The 23,397-nt window shown below is 66.7% G+C and carries 20 protein-coding genes and 1 riboswitch; of the genes, 7 read left to right on the forward strand and 13 right to left on the reverse strand.

Annotated elements, in window-relative coordinates; all coding sequences use genetic code 11:
• Nucleotides 1-42 precede the first annotated feature (42 nt).
• Nucleotides 43-149, reverse strand: a riboswitch (TPP riboswitch).
• A gap of 218 nt (nucleotides 150-367) precedes the next feature.
• Entirely contained in the window at nucleotides 368-1,807 is a 1,440-nt protein-coding gene (locus PJW05_RS24340) for a TolC family outer membrane protein (protein WP_271409490.1), read from the forward strand.
• Nucleotides 1,808-1,962: 155 nt separating this feature from the next.
• Here PJW05_RS24340 and waaA read toward each other — a convergent pair whose 3' ends face one another.
• Nucleotides 1,963-3,249, reverse strand: coding sequence for a lipid IV(A) 3-deoxy-D-manno-octulosonic acid transferase (waaA, locus tag PJW05_RS24345; RefSeq protein ID WP_271409491.1), 1,287 nt, complete (start codon nucleotides 3,247-3,249; stop codon nucleotides 1,963-1,965).
• Between the two features lie 36 nt (nucleotides 3,250-3,285).
• Entirely contained in the window at nucleotides 3,286-4,170 is an 885-nt protein-coding gene (locus tag PJW05_RS24350; RefSeq protein ID WP_271409492.1) for a LysR family transcriptional regulator, read from the reverse strand.
• Between the two features lie 91 nt (nucleotides 4,171-4,261).
• Between PJW05_RS24350 and PJW05_RS24355 the strand changes: the two genes are divergently transcribed.
• The 4 genes from PJW05_RS24355 (at nucleotide 4,262) to PJW05_RS24370 (ending at nucleotide 7,575) form a co-directional block, all read left to right on the forward strand.
• A complete protein-coding gene (locus PJW05_RS24355) occupies nucleotides 4,262-4,594 on the forward strand; it encodes a DMT family transporter (RefSeq protein WP_271409493.1) in 333 nt (110 codons plus the stop codon).
• Between the two features lie 74 nt (nucleotides 4,595-4,668).
• Nucleotides 4,669-5,844, forward strand: a complete 1,176-nt coding sequence (locus PJW05_RS24360; protein ID WP_271409494.1) for an NAD(P)/FAD-dependent oxidoreductase — start codon at nucleotides 4,669-4,671, stop codon at nucleotides 5,842-5,844.
• The gene (locus PJW05_RS24365; protein ID WP_271409495.1) at nucleotides 5,841-6,650 is read left to right on the forward strand and encodes an aldo/keto reductase; all 810 of its coding nucleotides are present in this window, start codon (nucleotides 5,841-5,843) and stop codon (nucleotides 6,648-6,650) included. The genes PJW05_RS24360 and PJW05_RS24365 overlap by 4 nt, the downstream gene beginning before the upstream one ends.
• A 19-nt stretch (nucleotides 6,651-6,669) precedes the next feature.
• Nucleotides 6,670-7,575 (forward strand): metal ABC transporter ATPase, encoded by a 906-nt coding sequence (locus PJW05_RS24370; RefSeq protein WP_271409496.1) that lies wholly within the window; start codon nucleotides 6,670-6,672, stop codon nucleotides 7,573-7,575.
• Between the two features lie 45 nt (nucleotides 7,576-7,620).
• On the opposite strand, the gene PJW05_RS24375 is transcribed toward PJW05_RS24370, so the two are convergent.
• The 7 genes from PJW05_RS24375 to msbA all read right to left on the reverse strand — a co-directional run bounded on the left by PJW05_RS24375 (nucleotide 7,621) and on the right by msbA (nucleotide 16,533).
• Nucleotides 7,621-8,826, reverse strand: a complete 1,206-nt coding sequence (locus tag PJW05_RS24375) for an acyl-CoA dehydrogenase family protein (RefSeq protein WP_271409497.1) — start codon at nucleotides 8,824-8,826, stop codon at nucleotides 7,621-7,623.
• A gap of 10 nt (nucleotides 8,827-8,836) precedes the next feature.
• Nucleotides 8,837-10,114 carry an acyl-CoA dehydrogenase family protein gene (locus PJW05_RS24380; RefSeq protein WP_271409498.1) on the reverse strand — a complete coding sequence of 426 codons (1,278 nt, stop codon included), beginning with the start codon at nucleotides 10,112-10,114 and terminating at the stop codon, nucleotides 8,837-8,839.
• Between the two features lie 105 nt (nucleotides 10,115-10,219).
• Nucleotides 10,220-10,867 carry an acyltransferase gene (locus PJW05_RS24385; protein ID WP_271409499.1) on the reverse strand — a complete coding sequence of 216 codons (648 nt, stop codon included), beginning with the start codon at nucleotides 10,865-10,867 and terminating at the stop codon, nucleotides 10,220-10,222.
• A 9-nt stretch (nucleotides 10,868-10,876) separates the two neighbouring features.
• The gene (gene hldE / locus PJW05_RS24390) at nucleotides 10,877-12,301 is read right to left on the reverse strand and encodes a bifunctional D-glycero-beta-D-manno-heptose-7-phosphate kinase/D-glycero-beta-D-manno-heptose 1-phosphate adenylyltransferase HldE (RefSeq protein WP_271409500.1); all 1,425 of its coding nucleotides are present in this window, start codon (nucleotides 12,299-12,301) and stop codon (nucleotides 10,877-10,879) included.
• 45 nt (nucleotides 12,302-12,346) lie between these two features.
• On the reverse strand, nucleotides 12,347-13,783 hold the full coding sequence (locus PJW05_RS24395; RefSeq protein WP_271409501.1) for a PIG-L deacetylase family protein: 1,437 nt from the start codon (nucleotides 13,781-13,783) through the stop codon (nucleotides 12,347-12,349).
• Between the two features lie 4 nt (nucleotides 13,784-13,787).
• Nucleotides 13,788-14,684: a GNAT family N-acetyltransferase gene (locus tag PJW05_RS24400; RefSeq protein WP_271412298.1), complete on the reverse strand. Its 897-nt coding sequence runs from the start codon at nucleotides 14,682-14,684 to the stop codon at nucleotides 13,788-13,790.
• Nucleotides 14,685-14,724: 40 nt separating this feature from the next.
• A complete protein-coding gene (msbA, locus tag PJW05_RS24405; RefSeq protein ID WP_271409502.1) occupies nucleotides 14,725-16,533 on the reverse strand; it encodes a lipid A export permease/ATP-binding protein MsbA in 1,809 nt (602 codons plus the stop codon).
• Between the two features lie 110 nt (nucleotides 16,534-16,643).
• Between msbA and PJW05_RS24410 the strand changes: the two genes are divergently transcribed.
• Nucleotides 16,644-17,822 carry an O-antigen ligase family protein gene (locus tag PJW05_RS24410; RefSeq protein WP_271409503.1) on the forward strand — a complete coding sequence of 393 codons (1,179 nt, stop codon included), beginning with the start codon at nucleotides 16,644-16,646 and terminating at the stop codon, nucleotides 17,820-17,822.
• Nucleotides 17,819-18,508: a polymerase gene (locus PJW05_RS24415; protein WP_271409504.1), complete on the forward strand. Its 690-nt coding sequence runs from the start codon at nucleotides 17,819-17,821 to the stop codon at nucleotides 18,506-18,508. Before PJW05_RS24410 ends, PJW05_RS24415 begins: the two co-directional genes overlap by 4 nt.
• Nucleotides 18,509-18,713: 205 nt before the next feature.
• Here the strand turns inward: PJW05_RS24415 and PJW05_RS24420 are convergent, their stop codons facing one another.
• The 4 genes from PJW05_RS24420 to PJW05_RS24435 are packed head-to-tail and all read right to left on the reverse strand — an operon-like array spanning nucleotide 18,714 to nucleotide 23,394.
• Nucleotides 18,714-19,598: a glycosyltransferase gene (locus PJW05_RS24420; protein ID WP_271409505.1), complete on the reverse strand. Its 885-nt coding sequence runs from the start codon at nucleotides 19,596-19,598 to the stop codon at nucleotides 18,714-18,716.
• Nucleotides 19,591-20,733 carry a glycosyltransferase gene (locus tag PJW05_RS24425; RefSeq protein ID WP_271409506.1) on the reverse strand — a complete coding sequence of 381 codons (1,143 nt, stop codon included), beginning with the start codon at nucleotides 20,731-20,733 and terminating at the stop codon, nucleotides 19,591-19,593. Before PJW05_RS24425 ends, PJW05_RS24420 begins: the two co-directional genes overlap by 8 nt.
• Entirely contained in the window at nucleotides 20,730-21,647 is a 918-nt protein-coding gene (locus PJW05_RS24430) for a glycosyltransferase family 2 protein (RefSeq protein ID WP_271409507.1), read from the reverse strand. The genes PJW05_RS24425 and PJW05_RS24430 overlap by 4 nt, the downstream gene beginning before the upstream one ends.
• Complete coding sequence (locus PJW05_RS24435) at nucleotides 21,637-23,394, reverse strand: carbamoyltransferase family protein (RefSeq protein ID WP_271409508.1); 1,758 nt, start codon at nucleotides 23,392-23,394, stop codon at nucleotides 21,637-21,639. The genes PJW05_RS24430 and PJW05_RS24435 overlap by 11 nt, the downstream gene beginning before the upstream one ends.
• Nucleotides 23,395-23,397 lie beyond the last annotated feature (3 nt).

Genomic DNA, 23,397 nt, shown 5'->3' on the forward strand with positions numbered 1-23,397 from the left:
GCACCTGGACCGGTGCCGAGAGGGGCCTCCCGGACTTCGGGTTGGGAGGCACATCTTGTTCCCTACGCAGGCCTTAACCTGATCAGGTTCAACGGGATCCGGAACTCTCCGATCTCAGCCTCCGATTCGAGGCACCCCGACAAGAACTCGCGCAGTCTAAACAAGCCCGGCGAAGAAAACCAACCCGGCGGTCAGAATAAACCGACCCGCGCGTCGCGAAGTGACGAGCTCTTCCACCGAGATTCGGATTGTTGCACGCAGGCAACATAGCTTGTCGCAAACTACACTCTGGCCGCCGCCGGCGCGTCTTGACCGGCCCCGAGCGGCCCCGTAGCCTTGCCCGACACCTCAGAATCCAGGATTGATCATGCTGCGCAGACTCTCGCTGGCCATTGCCGTGGCCTCCGCCTTTGCCGGAGCCGCCTGGGCCGAAGATGCCCCCCTGTCAGCCAAGACGGACCTCGTGACCGTCTACAAGGACGCTGTCGACAACAACGCCGACCTCGCCGCCGCCCGCGCCAACTATGAAGCGCAGCGCGAAGCGGTGCCCCAGGCCCGCTCCGGCCTGCTGCCGCAGATCAATGGCGGTGCCACGGCCAACAACACACGCACCAAGCTGGACGAGCCCTCCGAGACCTTCTCGCGCAGCGGCATCGCCTACCAGGCAACCCTGAGCCAGCCCATCTTCCGCGCTGACCGCTGGTTCCAGCTGAAGGCCGCCGAGTCCCTCACCGAACAGGCCGCCCTGGACTTCTCCGCGACCCAGCAGAACCTGATCCTGCAGACCGCCGAAACCTACTTCGCGGTGCTGCGCGCCCAGGACAACCTGGCGTCCACCAAAGCCGAGGAAGCGGCGTTCAAGCGCCAGCTCGACCAGGCCAACGAACGTTTCGATGTCGGCCTCTCGGACAAGACCGACGTGCTCGAAGCCCAGGCCGGCTACGACACCGCCCGCGCCAACCGGATGATCGCCGAGCGCAACGTGGAAGACGCCTTCCAGGCGATGGTGACCCTGACCAACCGCGAGTACGCCTCGATCGAAGGCATCCTCCACACCCTCCCGGTGGTAGAGCCCGCGCCGAACGATGCCAAGGCCTGGGTCGACACCGCCGCCCAGCAGAACCTCAACCTGCAGGCCGCCAACTACGCTGTCGACGCCGCCGAGGAAACCCTGCGCCAGCGCAAGGCCGGCCATGCGCCGACCCTGGACGCGGTGGCCAGCTACCAGAAGGGCGACAACGACAGCCTCGGCTTCAGCAACACCGGTAACAGCACCCAGCGCTTCGGCAGCGATGTGGAGCAACGCAGCATCGGCCTGCAACTGAATATCCCGATCTACAGCGGCGGGCTGACCAGCTCCCAGGTGCGCGAGTCGTACCAGCGCCTGAACCAGACCGAACAGCAGCGCGAGAGCCTGCGCCGCGTCGTGGTGCAGAACACCCGCAACTTCCACCGTGCGGTGAACACCGACGTCGAGCAGGTGAAGGCGCGCAAGCAGTCGATCATCTCCAACCAGAGCGCCCTGGAAGCCACCGAGATCGGTTACCAGGTGGGCACCCGCAACATCGTCGACGTGCTGGACGCCCAGCGCCAGCTGTACAGCTCGGTACGCGACTACAACAACGCCCGCTACGACTACATCCTCGACAACCTGCGCCTGAAGCAGTCCGCCGGCACCCTGAGCCCGGGCGACCTGGAGGCCCTCGCCGCCTTCCTCAAGCCCGACTACGACCCGGACAAGGATTTCCTCCCCCCGGACCTGGCCAAGGCGGCGGAAGCCAGCCTGCGCGGCAACCTGGAATACTGAGCTCGGTCGTACACGAAAAAGCCCGGCAGCGATGCCGGGCTTTTTCGTTTAACGGGTAACCGTTCGGCAAGCGCCCCGATTCCGCAGAACGCGGCTCACGGTGGCTGGCGGCGGTGCGGCGCGGGGCTGGTGTGCGGACGGCCTTTGCATAGACGCTACTGGCTGGACGACCCTTGGCAAAGTAGCCGTGCAAGCCCCGCCAGCAACCGTTCCAGCGCCCCTTGGTTGGCCTTGAGCACGGACAAGCCGGCATCGCGCATGACGCCTGCCCGGGCCTGATCGGCCCAGAGCCCGCCCACCTGCGTGGCCAGTTGATCCGCATCCATCACCTCGGCCAGCGCCCCGGCGTCACGCAGTTGCGCGGCGATTTCGAGGAAATTGAACAGGTGAGGACCGGACAGCACCGGCTTGCCCAGGGCGGCGGGCTCCAGCAGGTTGTGGCCGCCGTTGGGCACCAGGCTGCCGCCGACGAAGGCGACGTCCGCCAGGGCGTAGAGGAACAGCAGTTCGCCCATGGTGTCGCCCAGCACGACCGAATCGCCCGCCGATACCGGCGCCCCGGTAGAGCGGCGTACCGTGGCCAGCCCTTCGCGGCGGCAGAGTTCGAACATCGGGCCGAAACGCTCCGGATGGCGCGGCACCAGGATCAGCAGGGCGTCGGGCTGCTGCGCAAGCAACCGCCGGTGGGCGGCGAGGATGATTTCGTCCTCGCCGGCGTGGGTGCTGGCGGCGATCCACACCGGTCGCGATTCCGCCGCCCACTGGCCACGCAACGCGGCGGCGCGTTGCGGCAGCGCCGGGTCGATGCGCAGGTCGAATTTGATCGAGCCGGTCACCTCCACGCACTCGGGACGCGCGCCCAGGTTGCGGAAGCGCTCGGCCTCGGCCTCGGTCTGCACGGCGATCCAACTGAGCTCCGCCAGCATGGGCGCGGTGAGCGCACCAAACCGCGCATAGCCGCGCGCCGAGCGCGCGGACAGCCGCGCATTGGCCAGCACCACCGGAATGCCGCGTCGCGCGCACTGGTGGATGTGATTGGGCCAGAGCTCGGTTTCCATGATCACCGCCAGCTTGGGCCGCACCCGATCGAGAAACCGCGCCGCCGCCCAGGGCAGGTCGTAGGGCAGGTAGCAGTGCTGCACCTGGTCGCCGAACAGGGCGCGGATGCGCTCGGAGCCCGTGGGCGTCATGCAGGTGATGGTGATGGGCAGGTCCGGGTGGCGTTCCATCAAGGCGCGGATCATCGGTGCGGCGGCAATGCTCTCGCCCACCGACACGGCGTGGACCCAGATACCGCCCGGCTTCAACGCCGGCAGGCCGAGGGCGAAACGCTCGCGGATGCGCCGTGCGTAGGCCGGCGCGCGCCAGGCGCGCCAGGCCAGGCGCAGGGCGACCAGCGGCAGACCAAAATGGAACAGCAGGGTATAGAGGGTGCGATTCATGGGCGCGGAGCTTAGCGTGACTCGCCGCCAATCGCACTAACCCATGGCTTGCAGGTGCTCCGCCAGGCTGTCCGCCAGCCAGAGCGCCGCCGGCCCCAGTGCCTCGTCGCGCCGGCAGACCAGCTCCACCACCAGCGACGGCGGCGTCCAGTCGCTGCGCAATTCCACCAGTTGCCCCTGGTAGGCCGGGTACTGCGCCACATGGCGCGGCAACCAGGCCCAGCCCAAGCCGCGCATCAGGAGTTCGGCCATGACGTAGAAGCTGTCGGCGCGCCACACCTGCGGGCCGACCTGCTCACCGCCCGGGTAGTGGCTGTCCTGCGGCGACATGAGGATTTGCCGGTGCCGCGCCAGCTCCCGGCGGTCGGCAAAGGCCTGCGCCGCCAACGGGTGATCGGCACCACAGACGGTGACCATCTCGATGGTGCCCAGGCGCTGGCGTTCCAGGGCATCGGGCATGTGCTCGTGGTGGAACAACAGCCCCAGGTCGGCGCGGCGTTCCAGCAGCTTGCGCGCCACCTCGCCCTGGGCGCTGCTGGCCAGTTGCACCTCCAGCATGGGAAACGCCGCGCCCAATGCCTCCAGGCTGGAGAGCACCGGCTGGTAGGGCATGGCTTCGTCCTGGGCCAGGCGCAGCCGCGCCTCCTCGCCCCGCGCCAGGCCCAGGGCGCGTCCGTCCAGGCGCTGGCACTGGCGCAGCACCTCGCGGGCTTCCTCGAGCAAGGCGGCTCCGGCCACCGTCAGTCGCGGCTGGCGTCCGCTGCTGCGCTCGAACAGCTGCACGCCGAGGTCTTCCTCCAGCAACGCGATGCCGCTGCTCACCGCCGACTGAGCACGGCGCAGCTGGCGCGCCACCGCGGAGAAGGACTGCCCTTCGGCCACGCCGACGAACAGGCGGATCTGTTCCAGGTTCCATTGCATGGCGACAACCTATCTCCAAAGCAGATAGGTAATGACTTTATCCCATCACTCGAAGACTTAGAATCCGCCCCATTCCACAGGAGGCCCGACCATGACCGGCTACATCTATCTCGCCATTGCCATCGCCGCCGAAGTGATCGCCACCACCTCGATGAAGGCCATCGACGGCTTCAACAAACCCCTGCCGCTGATCCTGGTGGTGGGCGGCTACGCCATCGCTTTCTGGATGCTTACCCTGGTGGTGCGCAGCATCCCGGTAGGCATCGCCTACGCGATCTGGGCCGGTCTCGGCATCGTGCTGGTCAGCGTCGCCGCCCTGGTGCTCTACCAGCAGAAGCTGGATGTCCCCGCCGTACTCGGCATGGGACTGATCGTTTCCGGCGTGGTGGTGATCCAGCTGTTCTCCAGCAGCACCGGGCATTGAGCCGGCTCTTCCCGCAGCTTCACCGACAGGGGCGCTATACTGCGCCCCTGTTTTTTTCGAGGCGCCCGCACCCCATGGCCGAATCCCTTTCCACCGATGTGCTCATCCTGGGCGGCGGTATCGCCGGCCTCTGGCTCAACGCCCGTCTGCGCAAGCTGGGCTATTCCACCCTGCTGGTGGAGAACGCCAGCCTCGGAGGCGGACAGAGCGTGAAGTCCCAGGGGATCATCCACGGTGGCGCCAAGTACGCCCTGCACGGTGCCCTGACCGGCGCGTCCGAGGCCATCGCCGACATGCCGCGGCGCTGGCGCGAGGCCCTGGCCGGCCACGGTGAACTGGACCTGTCCGGCGTGCGCCTGCTCTCCGACGCCCACTACCTCTGGTCCCCCGGCACCCTGGCCGGCAACCTCACCAGCTTCTTCGCCAGCAAGGCGGTGCGCGGCCGCGTCGACCAGGTCAAGGGCACCGAGCTGCCGCCGGCGCTGCAACACCCGAAGTTCAAGGGCAAGGTCTATCGCCTGGCCGAACTGGTGCTGGATGTCCCCAGCCTGATCGCGCGCCTGGCGGAACTGGCCGGCGACAGCCTGCTGGCGGCCCGCGAAGTCGAACCCCTGCAGGAAAGCGGCCAACTGGCCGGCCTGCGCCTCGACGGGCGCGAGGTTCGCGCCCAGCGCATCGTGCTCAGCGCCGGCGCCGGCAATGAAGCCCTGCTTGGCAGCCTCGGCATCCAGCAGCCGGCCATGCAGCGCCGCCCGCTGCACATGGTGATGGTCAAGGCCCCCAGCCTGAAGCCGCTGTACGCCCACTGCCTCGGTGGCGGGCCCAAGCCACGGATCACCGTCACCAGCCACCCGGCCGCCGATGGCCAGTGGGTCTGGTACCTGGGCGGCGACCTCGCCGAAGCCGATGGCGTCGCCCGCAACGAGGCCGAGCAGATCGCCGCCGGCGAACAGGAACTGCGCCAGTTGCTGCCCTGGATCGACCTCTCCGCCGCCCAGTGGGCGACCCTGCGGGTGGATCGCGCCGAACCGGCGCAGAGCGGCCTGGTTCGCCCGGACAACGCCTTCCTCAGCGAGCAGGGCCGTCTGCTGGTGGGGTGGCCCACCAAGCTGGCCCTGGCGCCGGACTTCGCCGACCGCGTGCTGGCGGGCCTGGAGCGCGACGGTGTGAAACCGGGTACGCATGCGCCACTGCCGGCGCTGCCCCGCCCGCCCGTGGCGCAGCCAGCCTGGGAGGAGTTACTCGGATGAACGGCCTGCACTCCCACCATCGTCCCCTGGGCGACACCGGCCTGATGGTTTCCCCGCTGGGCCTGGGCACGGTGAAACTCGGCCGCGACCAGGGCGTGAAATACCCGTCCGGTTTCACCATTCCCGATGATGCCGAGGCTCGTCGGCTGTTGGCCCTGGCCCGCGACCTCGGTATCAACCTGATCGACACGGCCCCGGCCTACGGCCGCAGCGAGGAACGCCTCGGCCCGCTGCTGCGCGGCCAGCGCCAGGACTGGGTGATCGTCAGCAAGGTGGGCGAGGAGTTCGACGGCGGCATCTCCCACTTCGACTTCAGCCCCGAACACACGCGGCGCTCCGTCGAGCGCAGCCTGAAACGCCTGGAAACCGACTTCATCGACCTGGTGCTGGTGCATTCCGACGGCAACGACCTGGCCATCCTGCAGGACAGCGGCGTCTACCAGACCCTCGCCGAACTGAAACAGGCCGGCAAGATCCGCGCCTTCGGCCTCTCCGGCAAGACCGTGGACGGTGGCCTGCTGGCCCTGGAACGGGGCGATTGCGCCATGGTCACCTACAACCTCAACGAGCAGGGCGAGAAGCCGGTGCTCGACTTCGCCCTGCAACAGAACAAGGGCATCCTGATCAAGAAGGGCCTGGCCAGCGGCCACGCCTGCCTCGCAGCCGGCGTCGACCCGGTGCGCGCCAGCTTCGAACTGATCTTCGGTCATCCCGCGGTGACCAGCGCGATAATCGGGACCATTAATCCGCTGCATCTGTCCCATAATGTCGCGACGGCTGTCGCCGTCATCGAGGGTCATCCATAAGAAGCCAGAAGGAGCCGACATGCCGCGAATCCTCGCCCGCAAGGACCCCAGCGCGTTCAAGACCCTGCCGTTGCATGTCGAAGCCAGTGCCGACGCCCTGAGTTACCAGAGCCTGGGGCGGCCGCTGAATTTCACCCAGATGCTGGAGCGCCGCCGCCCGGTGCAGGTCAACGACAACCAGCGCTTCGCGGTGGAATTGGCCAATCTCGGGGTTTCCGTGCGGCTGACCCTGACCCTCCAGGGCCGCGATTACTGGCTGCTGGTGCGGCAGCGGCGGGCGGATCGCGGCGATACCGTGCTCAAGCTGATTTCCGGCTACGTCCCGGCCCACGAACTGAACCTGCCCCTGCTCACCGCCATCCAGGAAGTGGCCGAGGAGTGCCTGATCGAAACCCCGGAAGGCTGGCTCGCCGGACGCTTCGCCGACACCTGGCTGCCAACGCCCTACCAGCGCGAACTGCGATATCGCGAATCCCCCCACTTCCGCCTCAGCCCCTTGTCCGGCGCCGCGCGCCCGGTGCGCAACGGCAAACTGACCCTGCTGGAGCGGCCACAAGCTTACGTGCACGTGCCGACGGCTTCCCTGCAACTGGTCTACGACCTGCGCCTGGACCTGCCCCGGGACAGCCACCAGATCAGCCTCTTCCATGTGGACGAGGTACTCCAGGACGGCCAGTTGGTGGCCTGTCTGGAGCGGCGGCGGCCCGATATCTACCTGCTGCCCCTGCACCAGGGCCTGCCCACCGGCGACCTCCTGACCCTGCGCAATGGCGAGCTCAAGGCTGCCAGCCCTCGCGGCATCTGGCTCTCGGAGAGTTTCGCCGAGCAGGACGGCTGGCTGGTGCACGAGGAGCGCGTGCGTTGGCGCGACTGGCTGGCACGGGTGGGGACGGCCCGGCCGCAGGGAAAAAAGCTGGCCTGCTGAACACCGGGGCGCGTGATGCGCCCCGTCGTCACTGAACCCGCCGGGTCATTTCAGTTCACTGGAACTCTTGCCCAGCAGGCGCCGCGCCACGATCAGCAACTGGATCTGCTGGGTACCCTCGAAGATGTCGAGGATCTTCGAATCCCGCGCCCACTTCTCCAGCAACTCGTCTTCGCCATAGCCCAGGGCCCCGGCCAGCTCCACGCACGTCAAGGTGACCTCGTTGGCCACGCGGCCAGCCTTGGCCTTGGCGATGGAGGCTTCCTTGGAGTTGGGCAGGCGGTTGTCGGCCATCCAGGCGGCCTTGAGGGTGAGCAGGCGCGCAGCCTCCCATTCGGCCTCCAGCCGGTAGAGCGTCGCCTCGGCATGACGGACAGCGAGCAGCGGCTTACGGTAGTCGAACACGCAGCCCACCCCGGCCAGCAGCTCCCGCGTGCGGTCCAGGGCCGCCTTGGCCACGCCGACGGCCATGCCGGCCACCAGCGGGCGGGTGTTGTCGAAGGTTTCCATCACTCCGGCAAAGCCCTTCTGCACATCGACCTCGGCGCTGCCCAGCAGGTTGGCCGCCGGCACCCGGCAGTCGTTGAAGCTGATGGAGACGGTATCGGAAGCCTTGATGCCGAGCTTCTTCTCCAGTCGCGTCACGCTCATGCCCGGCGTGCCCTTCTCCACCACGAAGGACTTGATCGCGGCGCGCCCCAGGCTGCGGTCCAGGCTGGCCCAGACCACCACGGCATCGGCGCGCTCGCCGGAGGTGACGAAGATTTTCTCGCCATTGAGCCGGTAATGATCGCCCTCCTTCACCGCCGTGGTACGGATGGCCGCCGAATCCGAGCCGCATCCGGGCTCGGTAATCGCCATGGCCGCCCAGGTGCCTCGGAAGCGCTGGAGCTGGTCCTCGTTGGCCACCGCGGCAATCGCGGCATTGCCCAGCCCCTGGCGCGGCATGGCCAGGAGCAGCCCGACATCGCCCCAGCACAGCTCCATCACGCCGAGCAATGCCGAGAGGTTGCCGCCGTTGCGTACGCCCTCCTCCGCCCCGGCACCCCGGCGGCTCGCCGAGCCGGCACCCACGGCGTCCGGAGAGCCGGCATTCATGCCATCCAGCAGTGCCGCCAGCAGGTCCAGCTCACGCGGGTAGGCGTGCTCGGCCTTGTCGTACTTGCGCGACAGCGGGCGGAAGTAGCGCGCCGCCACCTGATGGGCCTGGTTGCCCAGCCCACGCCATTTCTTCGGGATTTCCAGATTCATGCCGTCGTCCTCACAGGTGCAGGCCGCCGCTCATCAGGGCGACGGCGCGCAGGTCGCGGTACCAGCGCTCGGCCGGGTGCTCCTGGGTGAAACCATGGCCACCGAGCAGTTGCACGGCGTCGGTGCCGATCTTCATGGCCTTCTCGGCGCACAGCAGGCGCGCCAGGTAGGCCTCGCGGTGGAACGCCTGGCCACGCTCGGCACGGGCGCAGGCGCGCCAGACCAGCAGGCGCATGGCGTCCAGTTCGATGGCGATGTCCGCGACCAGGAAGGCCACGCCCTGACGATGGCTGATGGGCTCGCCGAAGGCGGTGCGTTCGTTGCAATAGCCGATCACGTAGTCCAGCGCGGCCTGGGCGGTGCCCACCGCCAGGGCGCACCAGGCGAGGTGGCCGAAATCGAGAAAGGCCGGGTAATCGAAATCGGCGGCCAGGCGGTTGTCCACAGGCACCTTCACCGCCTTCAGGCGGACGCGCGCCGTACCGCAGGCGCGAAGTCCCATGGCCGGTTCCGGGCGCAGTTCGAGGCCCCGGCTGCCGGCGTCGACGAGGAACAGCGCAGGCCCCTGGCCGGTTTCCGCCGCGACGATCACGTGACTGGCCTGCAGGCCGTCGAGCACCAGGCATTTCTCGCCACTCAGCACGTAGTGCGTGCCCTTGCGTCGCGCGCGGGTGGCCAGGCTGTGCGGGTCGAATAGCGGCGTGGGTTCGCTCACGGCGATGCTCATGCGGGGCGCCATCTGCTCACCGACGAAGGCCGGCAGCCAGGCAGCCTGCTGCGCGGGCGAGGCCCAGCGGCGGATGCAGTTGGCGGCCGACAGCGGCACCAGCAGCGCGGCGGCCAGGCTCAGGTCGCCTTTGGCCAGGGCCTCGGCCATCAGCGCGGTGGTCACGACAGTGCGCTCGCCGGCCAGGCCGCCCAGGCCCTCGCCAACGCCATAGTGCGCCAGTCCCAGCGCATGGGCCTGGTTGAGCAGTCCAGCCGGCACCGCGCCCTGGGCATCCGCGTCATGGGCGGCCGGGCGCAGGGTGTCCAGGGCAAAGGCATCCAGCATTTCCACCAGCATCCGTTGCTCATCGGACAGGGAAAGGTCGAACAGTTCGTCCGCGCCGGCCGGTCGCAGCACCTTGCGGTCGCGCTGCGCGGCCAGCCTGAACCCGGCGCGGGCACCGCCGTAGAGCAGCTTCTCGAAGGTCTTGCGCAGCTTGAAACGGTCGGGCCAGTGGGCCTGGGCCACGCGATTGAGCAGCGCCAGGGCGCGCCCCTGTGCATTGGGGGACATCGGCATCGCACTCCATGCAGGATGAGGATGCCGCGATGATGGTCGGCCCCGGCCCGGACGCCTATGACCGGGTCGACAGCCGCGCCTGGCAGCGCTGCCAGTGGCGACGGTTCAGAGCAGGGCGCGGTCCCAGCGAATGCCCTGCTTGACGACGCGCGCCGGTACGCCCGCGACCACGCAGTTGCCTTCGTCGAAGGCACGGCTGACCACGGAGCAGGCACCAACCACCGATTCGGGGTGCAGGACCGTTCCCTTGAGGACCTGAACGTCACGGCCGATCCAGACACGGTCGCCGATGCACACGTCACGGGACGGATTCAGGCGCTGGCCGGTCTGCGCATCGAGGATGGAGTGCTTGTCGCCGGTGCGAATCAGGATATCGGTGGAGAGCATGCAGTCGCGGCCGATATCGATGCTGGAAGCCTCGTCCACCAGCAGGTAGGCCCCTTCGACCGTGGTGTCTTCGCCGATGCGGATGTGCTGGCCGCTGGTGTTGCGCAGGTAGATCTTGCCGGAGCTGAACCGTACCCGGGGGCCGATTTCGATCAAGTTGTCCTGACCGTCGAGGCGAATCTCGCAATGGGTGAGCTGGACGCCCTCTCCCACGATCAAGCGGTTGTTGCGTCCGCCCAGCTTGACCGTGATCTTCTTCATCTGCCGCTGCGCGCTGACCGGCAGCTCCAGCCGGTTACCGGATTTGATCTTGAAGCGGTTCTTGTAGGCGAAGTTGCGCAGGCGCAGGTAGAGCTTCTCGAGCATGGCGCGGACTCAGGACTTATCCAGGATCTTGTTGACGATCGCGGTGGTGGAACTGTTCTCCACCAGGCCGAGCACCCGTACTTCGCCGCCGTAGGCGCGGACGATATCGGCGCCGACCACCTGGTCGATGCCGTAGTCGCCGCCCTTGACCAGCACATCGGGTCGGACCTGGCTGAGCAGGGACTCCGGCGTGTCCTCGGCGAAGCTGACGACCCAGTCCACCGCGCCCAGGCCGGCCAGAACGGCCATGCGCCGCTCGACGCTGTTGATCGGGCGCCCGGGCCCCTTGAGGCGGCTGACGGAGGCATCGTCGTTGACCGCCAGCACCAGGCGGTCGCCCTGGGCGCGAGCCTGCTCCAGGTAGGTCACATGGCCGGCATGGAGAATGTCGAAGCAGCCATTGGTGAAGACGATCTTCTCGCCGTGGGCGCGGGCGTCCTCGATGGCCAGCAGGAGCTGGTCCAGGCTCAGCACGCCGCGCTCGGAGCCCTGCTCGCGCTGCACGGCACGGCGCAGTTCCGGTGCGCTGATGGCGGCGGTGCCCAGTTTGCCGACGACGATGCCGGCGGCGAGGTTGGCCAGGGCGACCGCCTGCGGCAGTTCTTCGCCGGCGGCCAGGGCGGCCGCCAGGGTGGAAATCACGGTGTCGCCGGCACCGGTGACGTCGAACACTTCGCGGGCACGGGCGGGCAGGTGCAGCGGATGGTGGTCGGGGCGCAGCAGGGTCATGCCATGCTCGCCACGGGTGACCAGCAGCGCCCCCAGCTCCAGCTCCTGCATCAGCGAGGCGCCCTTGGCAACCAGCTCGGCCTCGTCGGCACAGCGGCCGACGATGGCTTCGAACTCGCTGAGGTTGGGCGTGATCAGGCTGGCGCCGCGGTAGATGCCGAAGTCCTTGCCCTTCGGATCGGCCAGCACCGGCACGCCGCGACGGCGGGCCGCCTGGATCAGCACCTGGTGGTTCCTCAGCGCGCCCTTGCCGTAGTCGGACAGCACCAGCACCCTGGCCTGGGGCAGGAGAAGCTCGACCTCCCGGGCCAGGGCGTCGGCGTCGGTATCGAAGGCTTCCTCGAAGTCCATGCGCAGCAGTTGCTGGTGGCGGCTCATCACGCGCAGCTTGACGATGGTCGGCTGCTCGGCGAGGCGCTGGAAATGCACATCCACGCCCGCCGCATTGAGGCTGTCGGTCAGGCTGTCGGCCGCTTCGTCGACGCCGGTGATGCCCACCAGCACGGCCGGCGCGCCGAGAGCGGCGATGTTCAACGCAACGTTGGCCGCGCCACCGGGACGATCCTCGATCTGCTCGACCTTGACCACGGGCACCGGCGCCTCGGGGGAAATGCGCGAAGTGCCGCCATGCCAGTAGCGGTCAAGCATGACGTCGCCCACCACCAGCACGGGGGCCTGATCGAATCGGGGCATGGACAGCTTCATGGAGACTCCGGACGTCAAAAACGGCGCGGATCATAACATAGCAGCTCAGTCGGCCCGAGGTTCTCCATCGCACGCCGGGCGCACCCAGAAGAGTTCGTGGCGGCGTACCGCCTTGCGGAAGAAATCGTCCTGGCCGACTTCCGGCCAGCGCCGGCCGGCCAGCAACCACTGGATCAGGCGGCGCAGGCGTTTCTTGAACGGCAAAGGGGTCTGCAGGTCATGCTGCATGGCCAGGGCCTGGGCCTTATCCATACGGGAAGATGCCTCCAACACCGGGCTCCACAGTCCGTCGGCCGGGAGCGGCACCTGCCGTGGCGGCAGCGCTACACCGTTACCCGCCGGGCCCATGGGCCAGCGGTCGTTGTCGTAGAGGTGATTGGCGTACAGCAGCTGGATCTCCGGCCGCCAGCCGCCGCGCTCGACCGCCTCGGCTAGGGCACGGCTGGCCTGGATATGATCGGGATGCGGGTCCAGTTCGGGGTGCGGCAGCACCACCACTTCAGGACGGAAGCGCTTGAGCAGTGCGGCAAGGTCGCCCACCAGGTTGTTCCAGCTCGGCACGCCGTCGAGATCCCCCGGCAGCGCCAGGGGATTGAAGCGGCGCACGCTGCGAATGTCCGACTCGCCGGACTCCAGCGAAGCGAAGGCCTTGTTCGGCTCGGCCGCCATGGGAGCGAGCTGCAGGCAGTAATAGCCCAACTGCACACAACGACTGGCCGGCACGCCACCCCACAGCGGCACCGCCAGGCTGCTCCAACTGCGCAGGCGTCCCTTCAGCCGGGCCGCGGCGGCCTTGTCGAGCCCCATTTTCCGGTAGCTCTGCGCTTCGATCTCGCCTTGGGTCAGGGTGACGATGCTGACCTCGGCGCAACGGCTATAGAACCCGAAGGCGGCCAGCTCGGCATCGTCGGCGTGGGGGGCGATGACCATCGTCCGCCGCGCTGCGTAGTTCGGATTGCTGAAAGCGAACAACCTGACCTCGGGCGCCAGGCGGCAACGGCGCCCCCGCAGACGCAAACGCCCTTCGCGCAGGGCCGGCAGCAGGCCCGACAGATTGAGGTAACGCAGGCCGCGCACGCCGCGCTCGAAGTCCTGGCGATCCGACGACTGGCCGTCGTCGATCAGGACATGGGGGTCCAGCCAGCGTCCCAGCCAGCGGCTGCGGAGCTGGACGGCAAGGATCAGGGTGTCGGCGTCGGCCGGCAGTTGGTCAGCCTCGAACTGCAAGCCGTGCTTGCGCAGGACGCCCGAAAAACCGGGAGCCGACGACGGAAAGTCGTAGCGGTAGTCTTCCCGCGGGGAATAGAAAAGATGATCGGCGAACCAGGCCTCGTGGGCGATCCAGGCCAGGACCAGCAACACCGGCAGGCTGTTCCAGCCGCCGAACCAGTCGAGCACGGCCAGGACCACCAGCGCCGCAACCATGAAGAGACGCTTGCCGCGCCGGTGTCGGCGCAGCAGTTGCTGTTTGCGTGTTTCCATTCACTTACACCCGAAATGCGGCAACCCTGTTGCACCAACGATCCTTGTACTCGCGATCGGCGCGGCCGAACGAGTAGCGCAACCGCTTGCCCCTGGCCCGGGCGTCTTCCCAGGCGGCCTGGGTATTGATGAAGCTGAGCACGCTGCCCGGGCTGAGAGAGTGCGCGAGCGGGTCAACGCCGCCGTTGACGTACTCGTAACTGATCCAGTCTGGCGACTCGACCCTGTACAGCACCTGAACGGCCACGGGGGCATCGTCAAGCAGCAGCAGCGAACCGCCGAGGAACTCGCGCAACAGGCCGAAGACCTCGGCCAGGTTGCCCTTGCCCGGGACATCGAAGCCCCAGCGTCGCTCGAACAGCTCGGTGTAGATGGCCGCCAGTTCGTCAGACGCGAAGTCCGCCACCGGCCGCACCACGCCACCGGCCTCCTCGAAAAGGCGGAGTTCGCGGCGCTGGTTGTAGCGGAACTTCTTCGACAGTTCTTCCGGCGCACGGGCCATGGCAAGCTGATCCTTCTGCGGACGCAGGCCCCGGAACCCGGTCAGGTTCAACTCGGACAGGTAGGCGCCTTCGTGGCGCAGGGTGATTCCCGTGCCAGGCGCGGCGGGCAGGATGACCTCGGCGTTGCCCAGGTCGAAGAGGTTGCGCATGCCCTTGCGCTTGAGTACCCGCCGGGAAAGCGCCAGGCTTCGCCCCCAGGTCGGGATGGCCGCCTGGATGCCCCCCTCGCCGCGGTATCCGAGGTAGCGCACCGGGACGCCCGCCAGGCCGGACAGGCGTTCGACCACTTGCGGATGCGTGGCGACGCTGCCGCCGAAACGCTGCCAGGCGTCACGGTAGGCGGCGGCATCGATCGCCTCCCAGCCGTTCTCCCGGTACACCCTGAATCTGTTGAACAACATCCTGGGGCCTTCCCTGATCCGCTGGCTCTTGAACTGCTCAGCCCTCCTGTGGCTGAGCTTCCTCCTCGAACTGGCTGGCGTGCAGACGGGCGTAATAACCGTTCATGGCCAGCAGTTCGGCATGCTTGCCGCGCTCGACGATCCGTCCCTGATCCATGACCAGGATCAGGTCTGCCTTCTCGATGGTCGACAGGCGGTGGGCGATGACCAGGGTGGTACGGCCGTCCATGACGCGATCCAGCGCCGCCTGGATGTGCCGCTCGGACTCCGTGTCGAGGGCCGAGGTGGCCTCGTCCAGCACCAGCACCGGCGAGTTCTTCAGCAAAGCACGCGCAATCGCGAGGCGCTGGCGCTGGCCGCCGGAGAGCAGCACGCCGTTTTCGCCCACTTCGGTATCGAAGCCCTGCGGCAGCTTGTCGATGAACTCCTTGGCGTAAGCCGCCTCGGCGGCCTGCTCGATCGCCTCGCGCGGCGCGTCGGCCAGGTCGCCATACGCGATGTTGCTGGCCACCGAATCGTTGAACAGGTTGACCTGCTGGCTCACCAGGGCGATATGGCGGCGCAGGTTGCGCAAGCGATACGCCTCGATGTCCACACCATCCAGCAGGATTTGCCCCTGATCGTGGTGGTAGAAGCGGGGAATCAGGTTGGCCAGGGTGGACTTGCCGCTGCCGGAACGCCCCACCAGGGCGATCATCTGCCCGGGCTCGGCGGCGAAACTGATGTCCTGCAACACGGCCTTGTCGGTACCCGGGTACTGGAAGTTCAGATCGCGCACTTCCAGGCGTCCGCTCACCCGTTCCCGCTCGACCGTGCCACGATCGACCTCCGGGGACTCGTCCAGTTGTTCGAAGATGCTTTCCGCGCCCGCTACGCCGCGCTGCACGGTGGAGCTGACCTCGGAGAGCTGGCGGATCGGCTTTGGCAACAGGCCTGCGGCGGTGATGTAAGCCACCAGATCGCCGGCGCTGGCATCGCCGCGCAGGAAGAGCACGAGGAACATCAGGGCGGCCATGCCGGTGTAGATCACCAGCTGCAGCATGGGGGTGTAGACCGCCGACGTCTTGGTCATCCGCAGTTGCTTGCGGGTGTTGTCGTGGCTGGCCTTCCTGAAACGGGCGGACTCGTAGGGTTCGCCGCCGAAGCTGCGTACCACCCGGTAGCCCTGGATGGTTTCCGAGGCCACATGGGTAACGTCCCCCATGGCCACCTGGATTTTCTTGCTCTGCTTGCGGAACTTGCGACTGGCGCTGCTCACCATCAGGGCGATCAGCGGCAGGATGGCCACCATCACCAGGGTCAGTTTCCAGTTCATCCACAGCAGGTAGCCGAACAGGAAGATCACCGTCAGCCCCTCACGGATCACCACCTTGATGGCGTCGGTAGCGGCCCCGGTGACCATGGTCACGTTGAAGGTGATGCGCGAAATCAGATGACCGGAGTTATGACTGTCGAAGTAGCGGTTCGGCAGGGTCAGCAGGCTGTCGAACAGGGCGAGCCGCAGGTCGTGCACCAACCCCAGGGATACCTTGGCCAGGAAGTAGTTGCCCAGGTAGGACCCCAGCCCCTGCCACGCCGCGATCAGGACGATCAGCAAGGGCACCGCCTGCAGCAGCTTCAGGTCGCGCAGGTACGGGACGTCGGGGAACAGGACGGCGTCGGGATTGCTCAGGCCGTCGACGAAGTACTTGAGGATGCCGGCCAGCATGGGCTGGGTGGAGGCGAAGATGATGTAGCCGACGATGCTGATCAGAAAAAGCCCGACATAGGGACGGACATAGCCCAGCAGACGGAAATAGATCTTCAGGCTGGAGGTGCTGGCGGCAGAGGGTTGCTGCTCGGACATGCGCGGGTGCTTCGACTTGACCGAAAAGGCCGTGGAGCTTAGCACAGCGGCGGCGGCTTCCAGTAAACTGCGCGATTCTCAGAGGAAGGGACACTCCCAACGTGAACCCCATGGTAATGCCCGTTTCCACTTCGGCACATATCTACGACTTCATTGGACGTCGCTGGCTCCCGGTCGGTTATCTGGTCCTTCTCACCGGCCTGTTCTGGGTGCTCGAACGCAGCCACTACAGCAAGTCGTTCTACGCCCTGATCGTCCTGCCAGCGCTCATCGCCGCCCTCATGCGCCCCGCGATCCTCGGCCAGATACTGCGCAACCCGGTGGTTCAGGCATTCCTGCTGTTCTCGGCCTGGCTCCTGCTGAGCCTGGCCTGGACGGCATCCACCGACAACCCGGGGTCTCTGGCCAAGCGCCCACTGTACGTGTTCATGCTGTTCGTGGGTTGCTCGGTGATCGCCCTGCAGGAAGAACGGTTGCTGCTCGTCGTCCTGAGGATGGCCGGACTGATCGCCGCCGTCGCGGCAGTCGTCAACCTCGCCCAGTTCGCCCTCCAGCCACCGACAGATGGTCGCCTAGCCGGTACCGGCGGCCTGATGAACCCCCTGTTGACCTCGCATCTGCTGGGCTTTTTCTGTACGTATTGGCTCGCGGCCTGGGCGACCCACCAGGAGCGTGTGACCTGGCTGCCGCTGCTGGCACTTGTGCCGCTGATTGCCGCCACCCTCGCAACCGGTTCACGCACGCCGCTGATGGCGATCCTGGTCAGCGCCGTCTGGCTCGCACTGCTTGCCAAGGGGCGCCGCAGCCTGACCATCGTCGCCTTGCTGGGCCTGGCAGGCGTGGCGCTTGCCACGCTGCTGCCTGATGCGATCCTGCAACGTGGACTTTCCTTGCGCCCGCAGATCTGGCAAGCCGCCCTGAGCCAGGTAAGCGACCACCTGTGGCTCGGGCGCGGTTATGGCAGTGAGTTCCAGTTTCTCGTGCCCGGCGTCGACATGATTTGGTCGGACCCGCACAATGTAGAACTGGCCGTACTGCTGGAGCTAGGCCTGGTTGGCCTGGCGCTGTGGCTGCTGATGTACGGATTGGCGCTGGGCCAGTGCCTGCGATCCGGAAACCACCCTGCGATGAAACTGGCCTCCTGCCTGCTGATCTACGGGCTCGCGGCCGGCCTGACGGAAGGCAGCAACTTCCTGTCCAGACCCAATGAAAACTGGTTCCTGACCTGGCTGCCGTTGTCCGTCGTGGTGGCCTTGTCCATCCTGCAACGGCTGAAGGAGCGTGCATGAAAGCACTGCCCGAGGAAGCACTTGCCCAGCTACTCGTGGGTTCCACCACGATCGAGGAAGACGGGTTCGGCATCAAGGTCGCCCGCCTGGGCGACGGCAGCTTCCTGAAGCTCTACCGACGCAAGCGCCTGTTGTCGTCCGCCCTCTGGCAGCCGCCCGCCGCGCGCTTCGCACACAATGCCGCGCGCCTGAACCGACTGGGCATCCGCGCGCCCGACGTACTGGACACCTTCAGCGTCCCCGAGCGCCAGCTCAACGGCGTGCGCTATCAGCCCCTGCCCGGCGATACGCTGCGCAATCTGTGGCAACAATTGCCTGCGGCGGAACTCGCGCAAGAGGTGGAGAAGTTCGGTAGGTTCCTGGGCGATCTGCACGACCTGGGCATCTATTTCCGCTCCGTGCACCTGGGCAATGTGCTGCAGTTGCCGGATGGCCTGCTCGCGCTGATCGACCTGTCCGACATGCAAATCAGCGGGCGGCCGTTGCCACTGTGGAAGCGCAAGCGCAATGTGCGCCACATGCTGCGCTATCAGCAGGACGCCCAGTGGCTGGCAGTCCAGCATATTGAGGATCTGCTCCGGGGCTACACAAGCCGTGCTGGAGCGGCAGCCGCGGGGGCCCTGGCACAAGCCATCCGAGCCCAGTGCCCCAACGACTTGCCGCAAGCCCCATCGAAATCCCCGTGAAACCGCGCAAACCGGCAGCAGACGACACCCCTGCCCCTCCGATACACCCTTCGCCAACGCCCTTCGGCATTCACCTCGAGCCTAGCCGCCACCATCGGCGACAACAGCGTCATTGCCAATGGCTCGGTGGTGAGCCGGGACATTCCGGCGGACGTGATCGCCGGCGGCGTGCCGGCGAAGGTCCTGGGACCGCTGCCAGCCTGATTCAGCGGCGCGGTGGGTGGGCCGGAAGAAGGAAACGGCCGACGGCGCGCAGTGTCTTGCGGTTCCAGTAACGCCAGGGCAACTGGGAAAACAGTTCGCGCGCCAGCGGCTTGTCGTCCCGGGCACACTTCATGAGCATGGAATTGATGAAGCGCGCGCAGACTTCGTCATAGGCCGGATGGTCCCGGAAGATGGCGTAAGTCTTCATCACGTTGTCGATCATGAAGCGCAGGTTCTTGTAGGTGTTGTGCTCGTGGGTCCGGTACTGCGCCAGCACCTCATCCATCACGTCGATCACGTAGCCCGCACGGGTGATCTTCAGCTTCATCAGCAGGTCTTCGAGGCGAATGTCGGGATCGTATCCCCCCACCGCTTCGACGGCATCGCGACGGAACAGCATGGTCGGCGCCGGCGCTCCGGGCTGCCGGCCGAGGAAGATGTCGTCGAACCCCAGACGGCGCGCCGGCCGCGGCTTCTGCTTGGGACGCACACGCCCCGTCTCGTCGATGGTTTCGACGTTGCCGGCGCAAATGCCCACCTCCGGCTTGTCCAGCATGTGGGCGACCTGCAGGGCCAGGCGCTCGGGACGCATGATGTCGTCGGAACCGAACGGCGCGATCAGGCTGCCCTTCGAGCGGGCGATGGTTTCATTGAGGGTGCGGGACAGCCCCTTGTTCTCCTGCGCGCGAAAATCGAAACCGTGGACTTCCTGCAGTCGGCGGATACGCGCAACGCTGTCGTCCCGGGAGCCGTCATCCACCACCAGCAGCTCCACGTTCGGGTAAGTCTGGGCGATCACGCTCTCGATGCAGGCTTCGATGTAGTCGGCGTGGTTGTAGGAGGAAATGATCACGCTGACCAGCGGCAGATCCTTCGAATCAGTCATGGCGGCTCTCTTCCAGCAACTCCATCAGCAACTCACGGTACTGGCGACGGAAATCCTCGATCGAATGGGCCCGGCAAAGGTACTGGTAGGCACGCTCCCCTTCCGCGGCGCGCTCGGTGGCTGACAGCGCCAGCAGCTCGCGCAGGTGTCCGGCCAAGGCGGCGGGCTGGCCGACCGGGAAGATGCGGCCGCCGCAGTCTTCGAGAATCGGCTTGAGGCTGGGAATATCCGAGCCGATCACCGGCAGGTGGCCGCTCATGCCCTCCAGCAACGCCAGGGGCAGCCCTTCACTGAGGGACGGCATGACGAAGGCGTCGAAGCCACGCACGTACTGCAACGCATCGTCCCTGGCGCCCAGCAACAGGGCGCGCCCCTGCAGCCCCAGTTCCTGGATGGCGGCCTCCAGCTCGGGACGGGCCCGGCCCTCGCCGATGATCGCCAGCAGCGCACCGGGATGGCTGTCTTTCACCTCGGCAAAGGCGCGCAGCAGATGGATATGCCCCTTGACCGGAACCAGACGGCCAATGGCACCGAACACGAAAGCCTCGGCCGGCAGACCCAGCATCTCGCGCGCCTTGTCGCGCGGATGTTGCAGGCCTTCGGCACGGGCGATGTCGATGGCATTGTTGATCTGCCGGGTATTGGCTGGGGTGAAGCCGGCGTCGGCACCGATCAGATAGTCGCGCACCGCACGAGAAACGCCCACCAGGCGCCAGGCCGGGGTGACCAACTGACGGGCCACCCAGCAGCGGAAGGCGCGGTCGTACTCGCCAAAGCCATGGGCGACGCCAATGCAGGCGCGGATACCCAGCCAACGGTTGAGCAGCATCAGCATGTTCACCGGCTTGAAGCGATGGGTAATCACTGCGTCGTAGCCTTCGGCGCGGCAATGCTTGTAGAGGGCCCAGAGGGCGCGCAGGCGCAGACCACTGACCGCCGACTTGCTGTAGCCGAAATAAATCGAGCGCTCGGCCTTGCTCACCGGCTCACCGGGACCGGGGCGGCCCCGCAGGAAGGCGGTGGTGACGTGGTAGCGGTCGGTCGGCAGGGCCTGGATGATCTGCTCGGCCAGATCCGAGGCATTGACGTTGTAGTAGTTCTGCAATTGCAGGACCTTGATACGGCGCTGGCTCATACCGGGTTCTTCTTGGACTTCAGCCACAGGCGCAGGGCCTTGCGGGTATAGGACAGTTTGAACAACACCTTCCAATCCGTGCGCAGCGCTTCGCGGTAATAACCACGGGCGCTGTCGTGGTCGCCGGCGAGCAGGCAGGTGCGGAACAGCGAGAGACAGCGCTGGGCGCGGTAGGCGGGTTTGAGCGAGTGCAGGGTGGACGGGAGCTTGAGGAAAACCTCGTCCACCAGGTCCAGGCCGACCTTGCGCGCGGCCTCGGCATTGTGGCGCAGGCTGCCGGGGTGCTTGTGGATGCGCGCCAGCATCAGGTCGAGGACTTCCACCTGGCGCTGGCTCAGGCAATAGGCGAAAACCGGGATGTCTTCACTGTGGCGCAGGTGTTCGGGATAGGGACGTTCCAGCAACAGCTCGCGAAGGAACACGCAGGCGCCGTGGCTCAAGGCGATCCTCTTGTCCAGCAGATAACCCTTCAGGCGCTGGAGGGCGTCGCCCGGGACGGCGCTGGCGGGATGCTCACGCTCGCGACCATCGGGCTGGACCGCCACGTGGCCGGCCAGCCAGAGACCGACGTCGGGCTGCCGCCGCAAGCGTTCGCAGAGGGCGGGCAGCACGCCGGGGGCCAGTTCGTCGTCCGCGTCCAGCAGCAGCACGTAACGCCCCTGAGCCAGTTGCACGCCCTTGTTGCGAGCGGCCGACGGGCCGGCGTTGGCCTGCCGCACGCCCTGGAACGCGGTGCCATGGCGCTGGCTCAGGGTGTCGAAAACCGCCGGGGTGTCGTCGGTGGAGCCATCGTCCACCACCCAGAGTTCGACCTCCGGAGTGGCCTGGGCCAGCACCGACTCGACGGCACGCGGAAGCACGCCCGCGTAGTTGTAGGTGGGGATAACAACGCTAAGCAGCGGCTTAGCCGACATTGTCATACCAGTCCTTGCCTTCCTTGACGACGAGGATGTCTTCCATGATCAGGTACTGCAGGTCCGAGCCGTAGAACATGTTCAGCGCATCGGTGGGCGAGCAGATCATCGGTTCGCCGCGACGGTTGAGCGAAGTGTTCAGGGAAACGCCGTTGCCGGTGAGGTTCTCCAGCTCCTTCATCAGGTCGTACCAGCGCGGGTTGTGGCGGCGCTCCAGCACCTGGGCGCGGGACGTGCCGTCCTCGTGCACCACTTCGGCCACGCGGGTCTTCCACTCTTCGTTGACTTCGAAGGTGAAGGTCATGAAGGGCGACGGGTGATCGACCTTGAGCATCTGCGACGCGACGGTATCCAGCATCGACGGGCAGAAGGGGCGCCAGCGTTCGCGGAACTTGATCTGCTCGTTGATGCGGTCGGCCACCCCGGCGACGCTCGGGCAACCGATGATGGAACGACCGCCGAGGGCGCGCGGACCGAACTCCATGCGCCCCTGGAACCAGGCCACCGGGTTGCCGTCCACCATGATCCTGGCGATGCGCTGCGGGGTGTTCTCGATACGCTTGAATACCGGTTTCTGCGGATGACGGGCGCAGGCGGCGATCACATCCTCGTTGGAGAAGGCCGGGCCGAGGTAGACGTGTTCCATCTTCTCCACCGGCACGCCGCGCTTGACCGAAACGTACGCGGCGGCGCCCACGGAGGTACCGGCGTCGCCGGAGGCGGGCTGGACGAACAGCTCCTTCACTTCCGGGCGGGCGATGATCTTCTGGTTCAGCTTGACGTTCAGCGCGCAGCCGCCGGCGAAGACGATCTTGCCGGTCTCGCGGATGATGTCGCCCAGGTAGTAATCCATCATCTCCAGCGCCAGCTTCTCGAACAGCGCCTGCATGCTGGCCGCATAGTGGATGTACGGATCGTCGGCGATGTCGCCCTGGCGTTTCGGCCCCAGCCACTCGATCAGCTTGGGCGAGAAGTAGTAGCCCTTGCCGTTTTCCTTGTGGCGGCGGAAGCCGATGACGTTGGCGTAATCGGTGTTGATGGTCAGCTCGCCGTTCTCGAACTTGGCCAGGCGCGAGAAATCGTACTTGGCGGCGTCACCGTAGGGCGCCATGCCCATGACCTTGAACTCGCCGTCGAGCATCTCGAAACCGAGGTACTCGGTGATGGCCCCGTAGAGACCGCCCAGGGAGTCCGGGTCGTAGAACTCCTTGATCTTGTGGATCTTGCCGTGCTCACCCCAGCCGAAGAAAGTGGTGGCGTACTCACCCTTGCCGTCGATACCGAGGATCGCGGTCTTCTCCTTGAAGCCGGAGCAGTGGTAGGCGCTGGAAGCGTGGGCCAGGTGGTGCTCCACCGGCTCGATCTTCACTTTCTTGGCGTCGAAGCCCAGTTGTTCCAGGCACCACAGAATCTTCTTGCGGTAGCGCTTGTAGCGGCGGTTACCCATGAGGATGGCGTCCAGCGCGCGATCCGGGGCATACCAGTAACGCTTGGCGTAGTGCCAGCGGGCTTTGCCGAACAGGCTGATGGGGGCGAAGGGGATGGCCACCACGTCGACGTCGGAGGGTTTGATGCCAGCCTGTTCCAGGCAGAACTTGGCCGACTCGTAGGGCATGCGATTCTTCGCGTGCTTGTCGCGCACGAAGCGCTCTTCTTCGGCGGCCGCGATCAGCTTGCCGTCGATATAGAGCGCGGCGGAAGGATCATGGCTGAGGGCGCCGGAAAGGCCGAGAATCGTCAATGCCACGGG

The sequence above is a fragment of the Pseudomonas sp. Q1-7 genome (genome assembly GCF_028010285.1).
Lineage (GTDB): Bacteria > Pseudomonadota > Gammaproteobacteria > Pseudomonadales > Pseudomonadaceae > Metapseudomonas.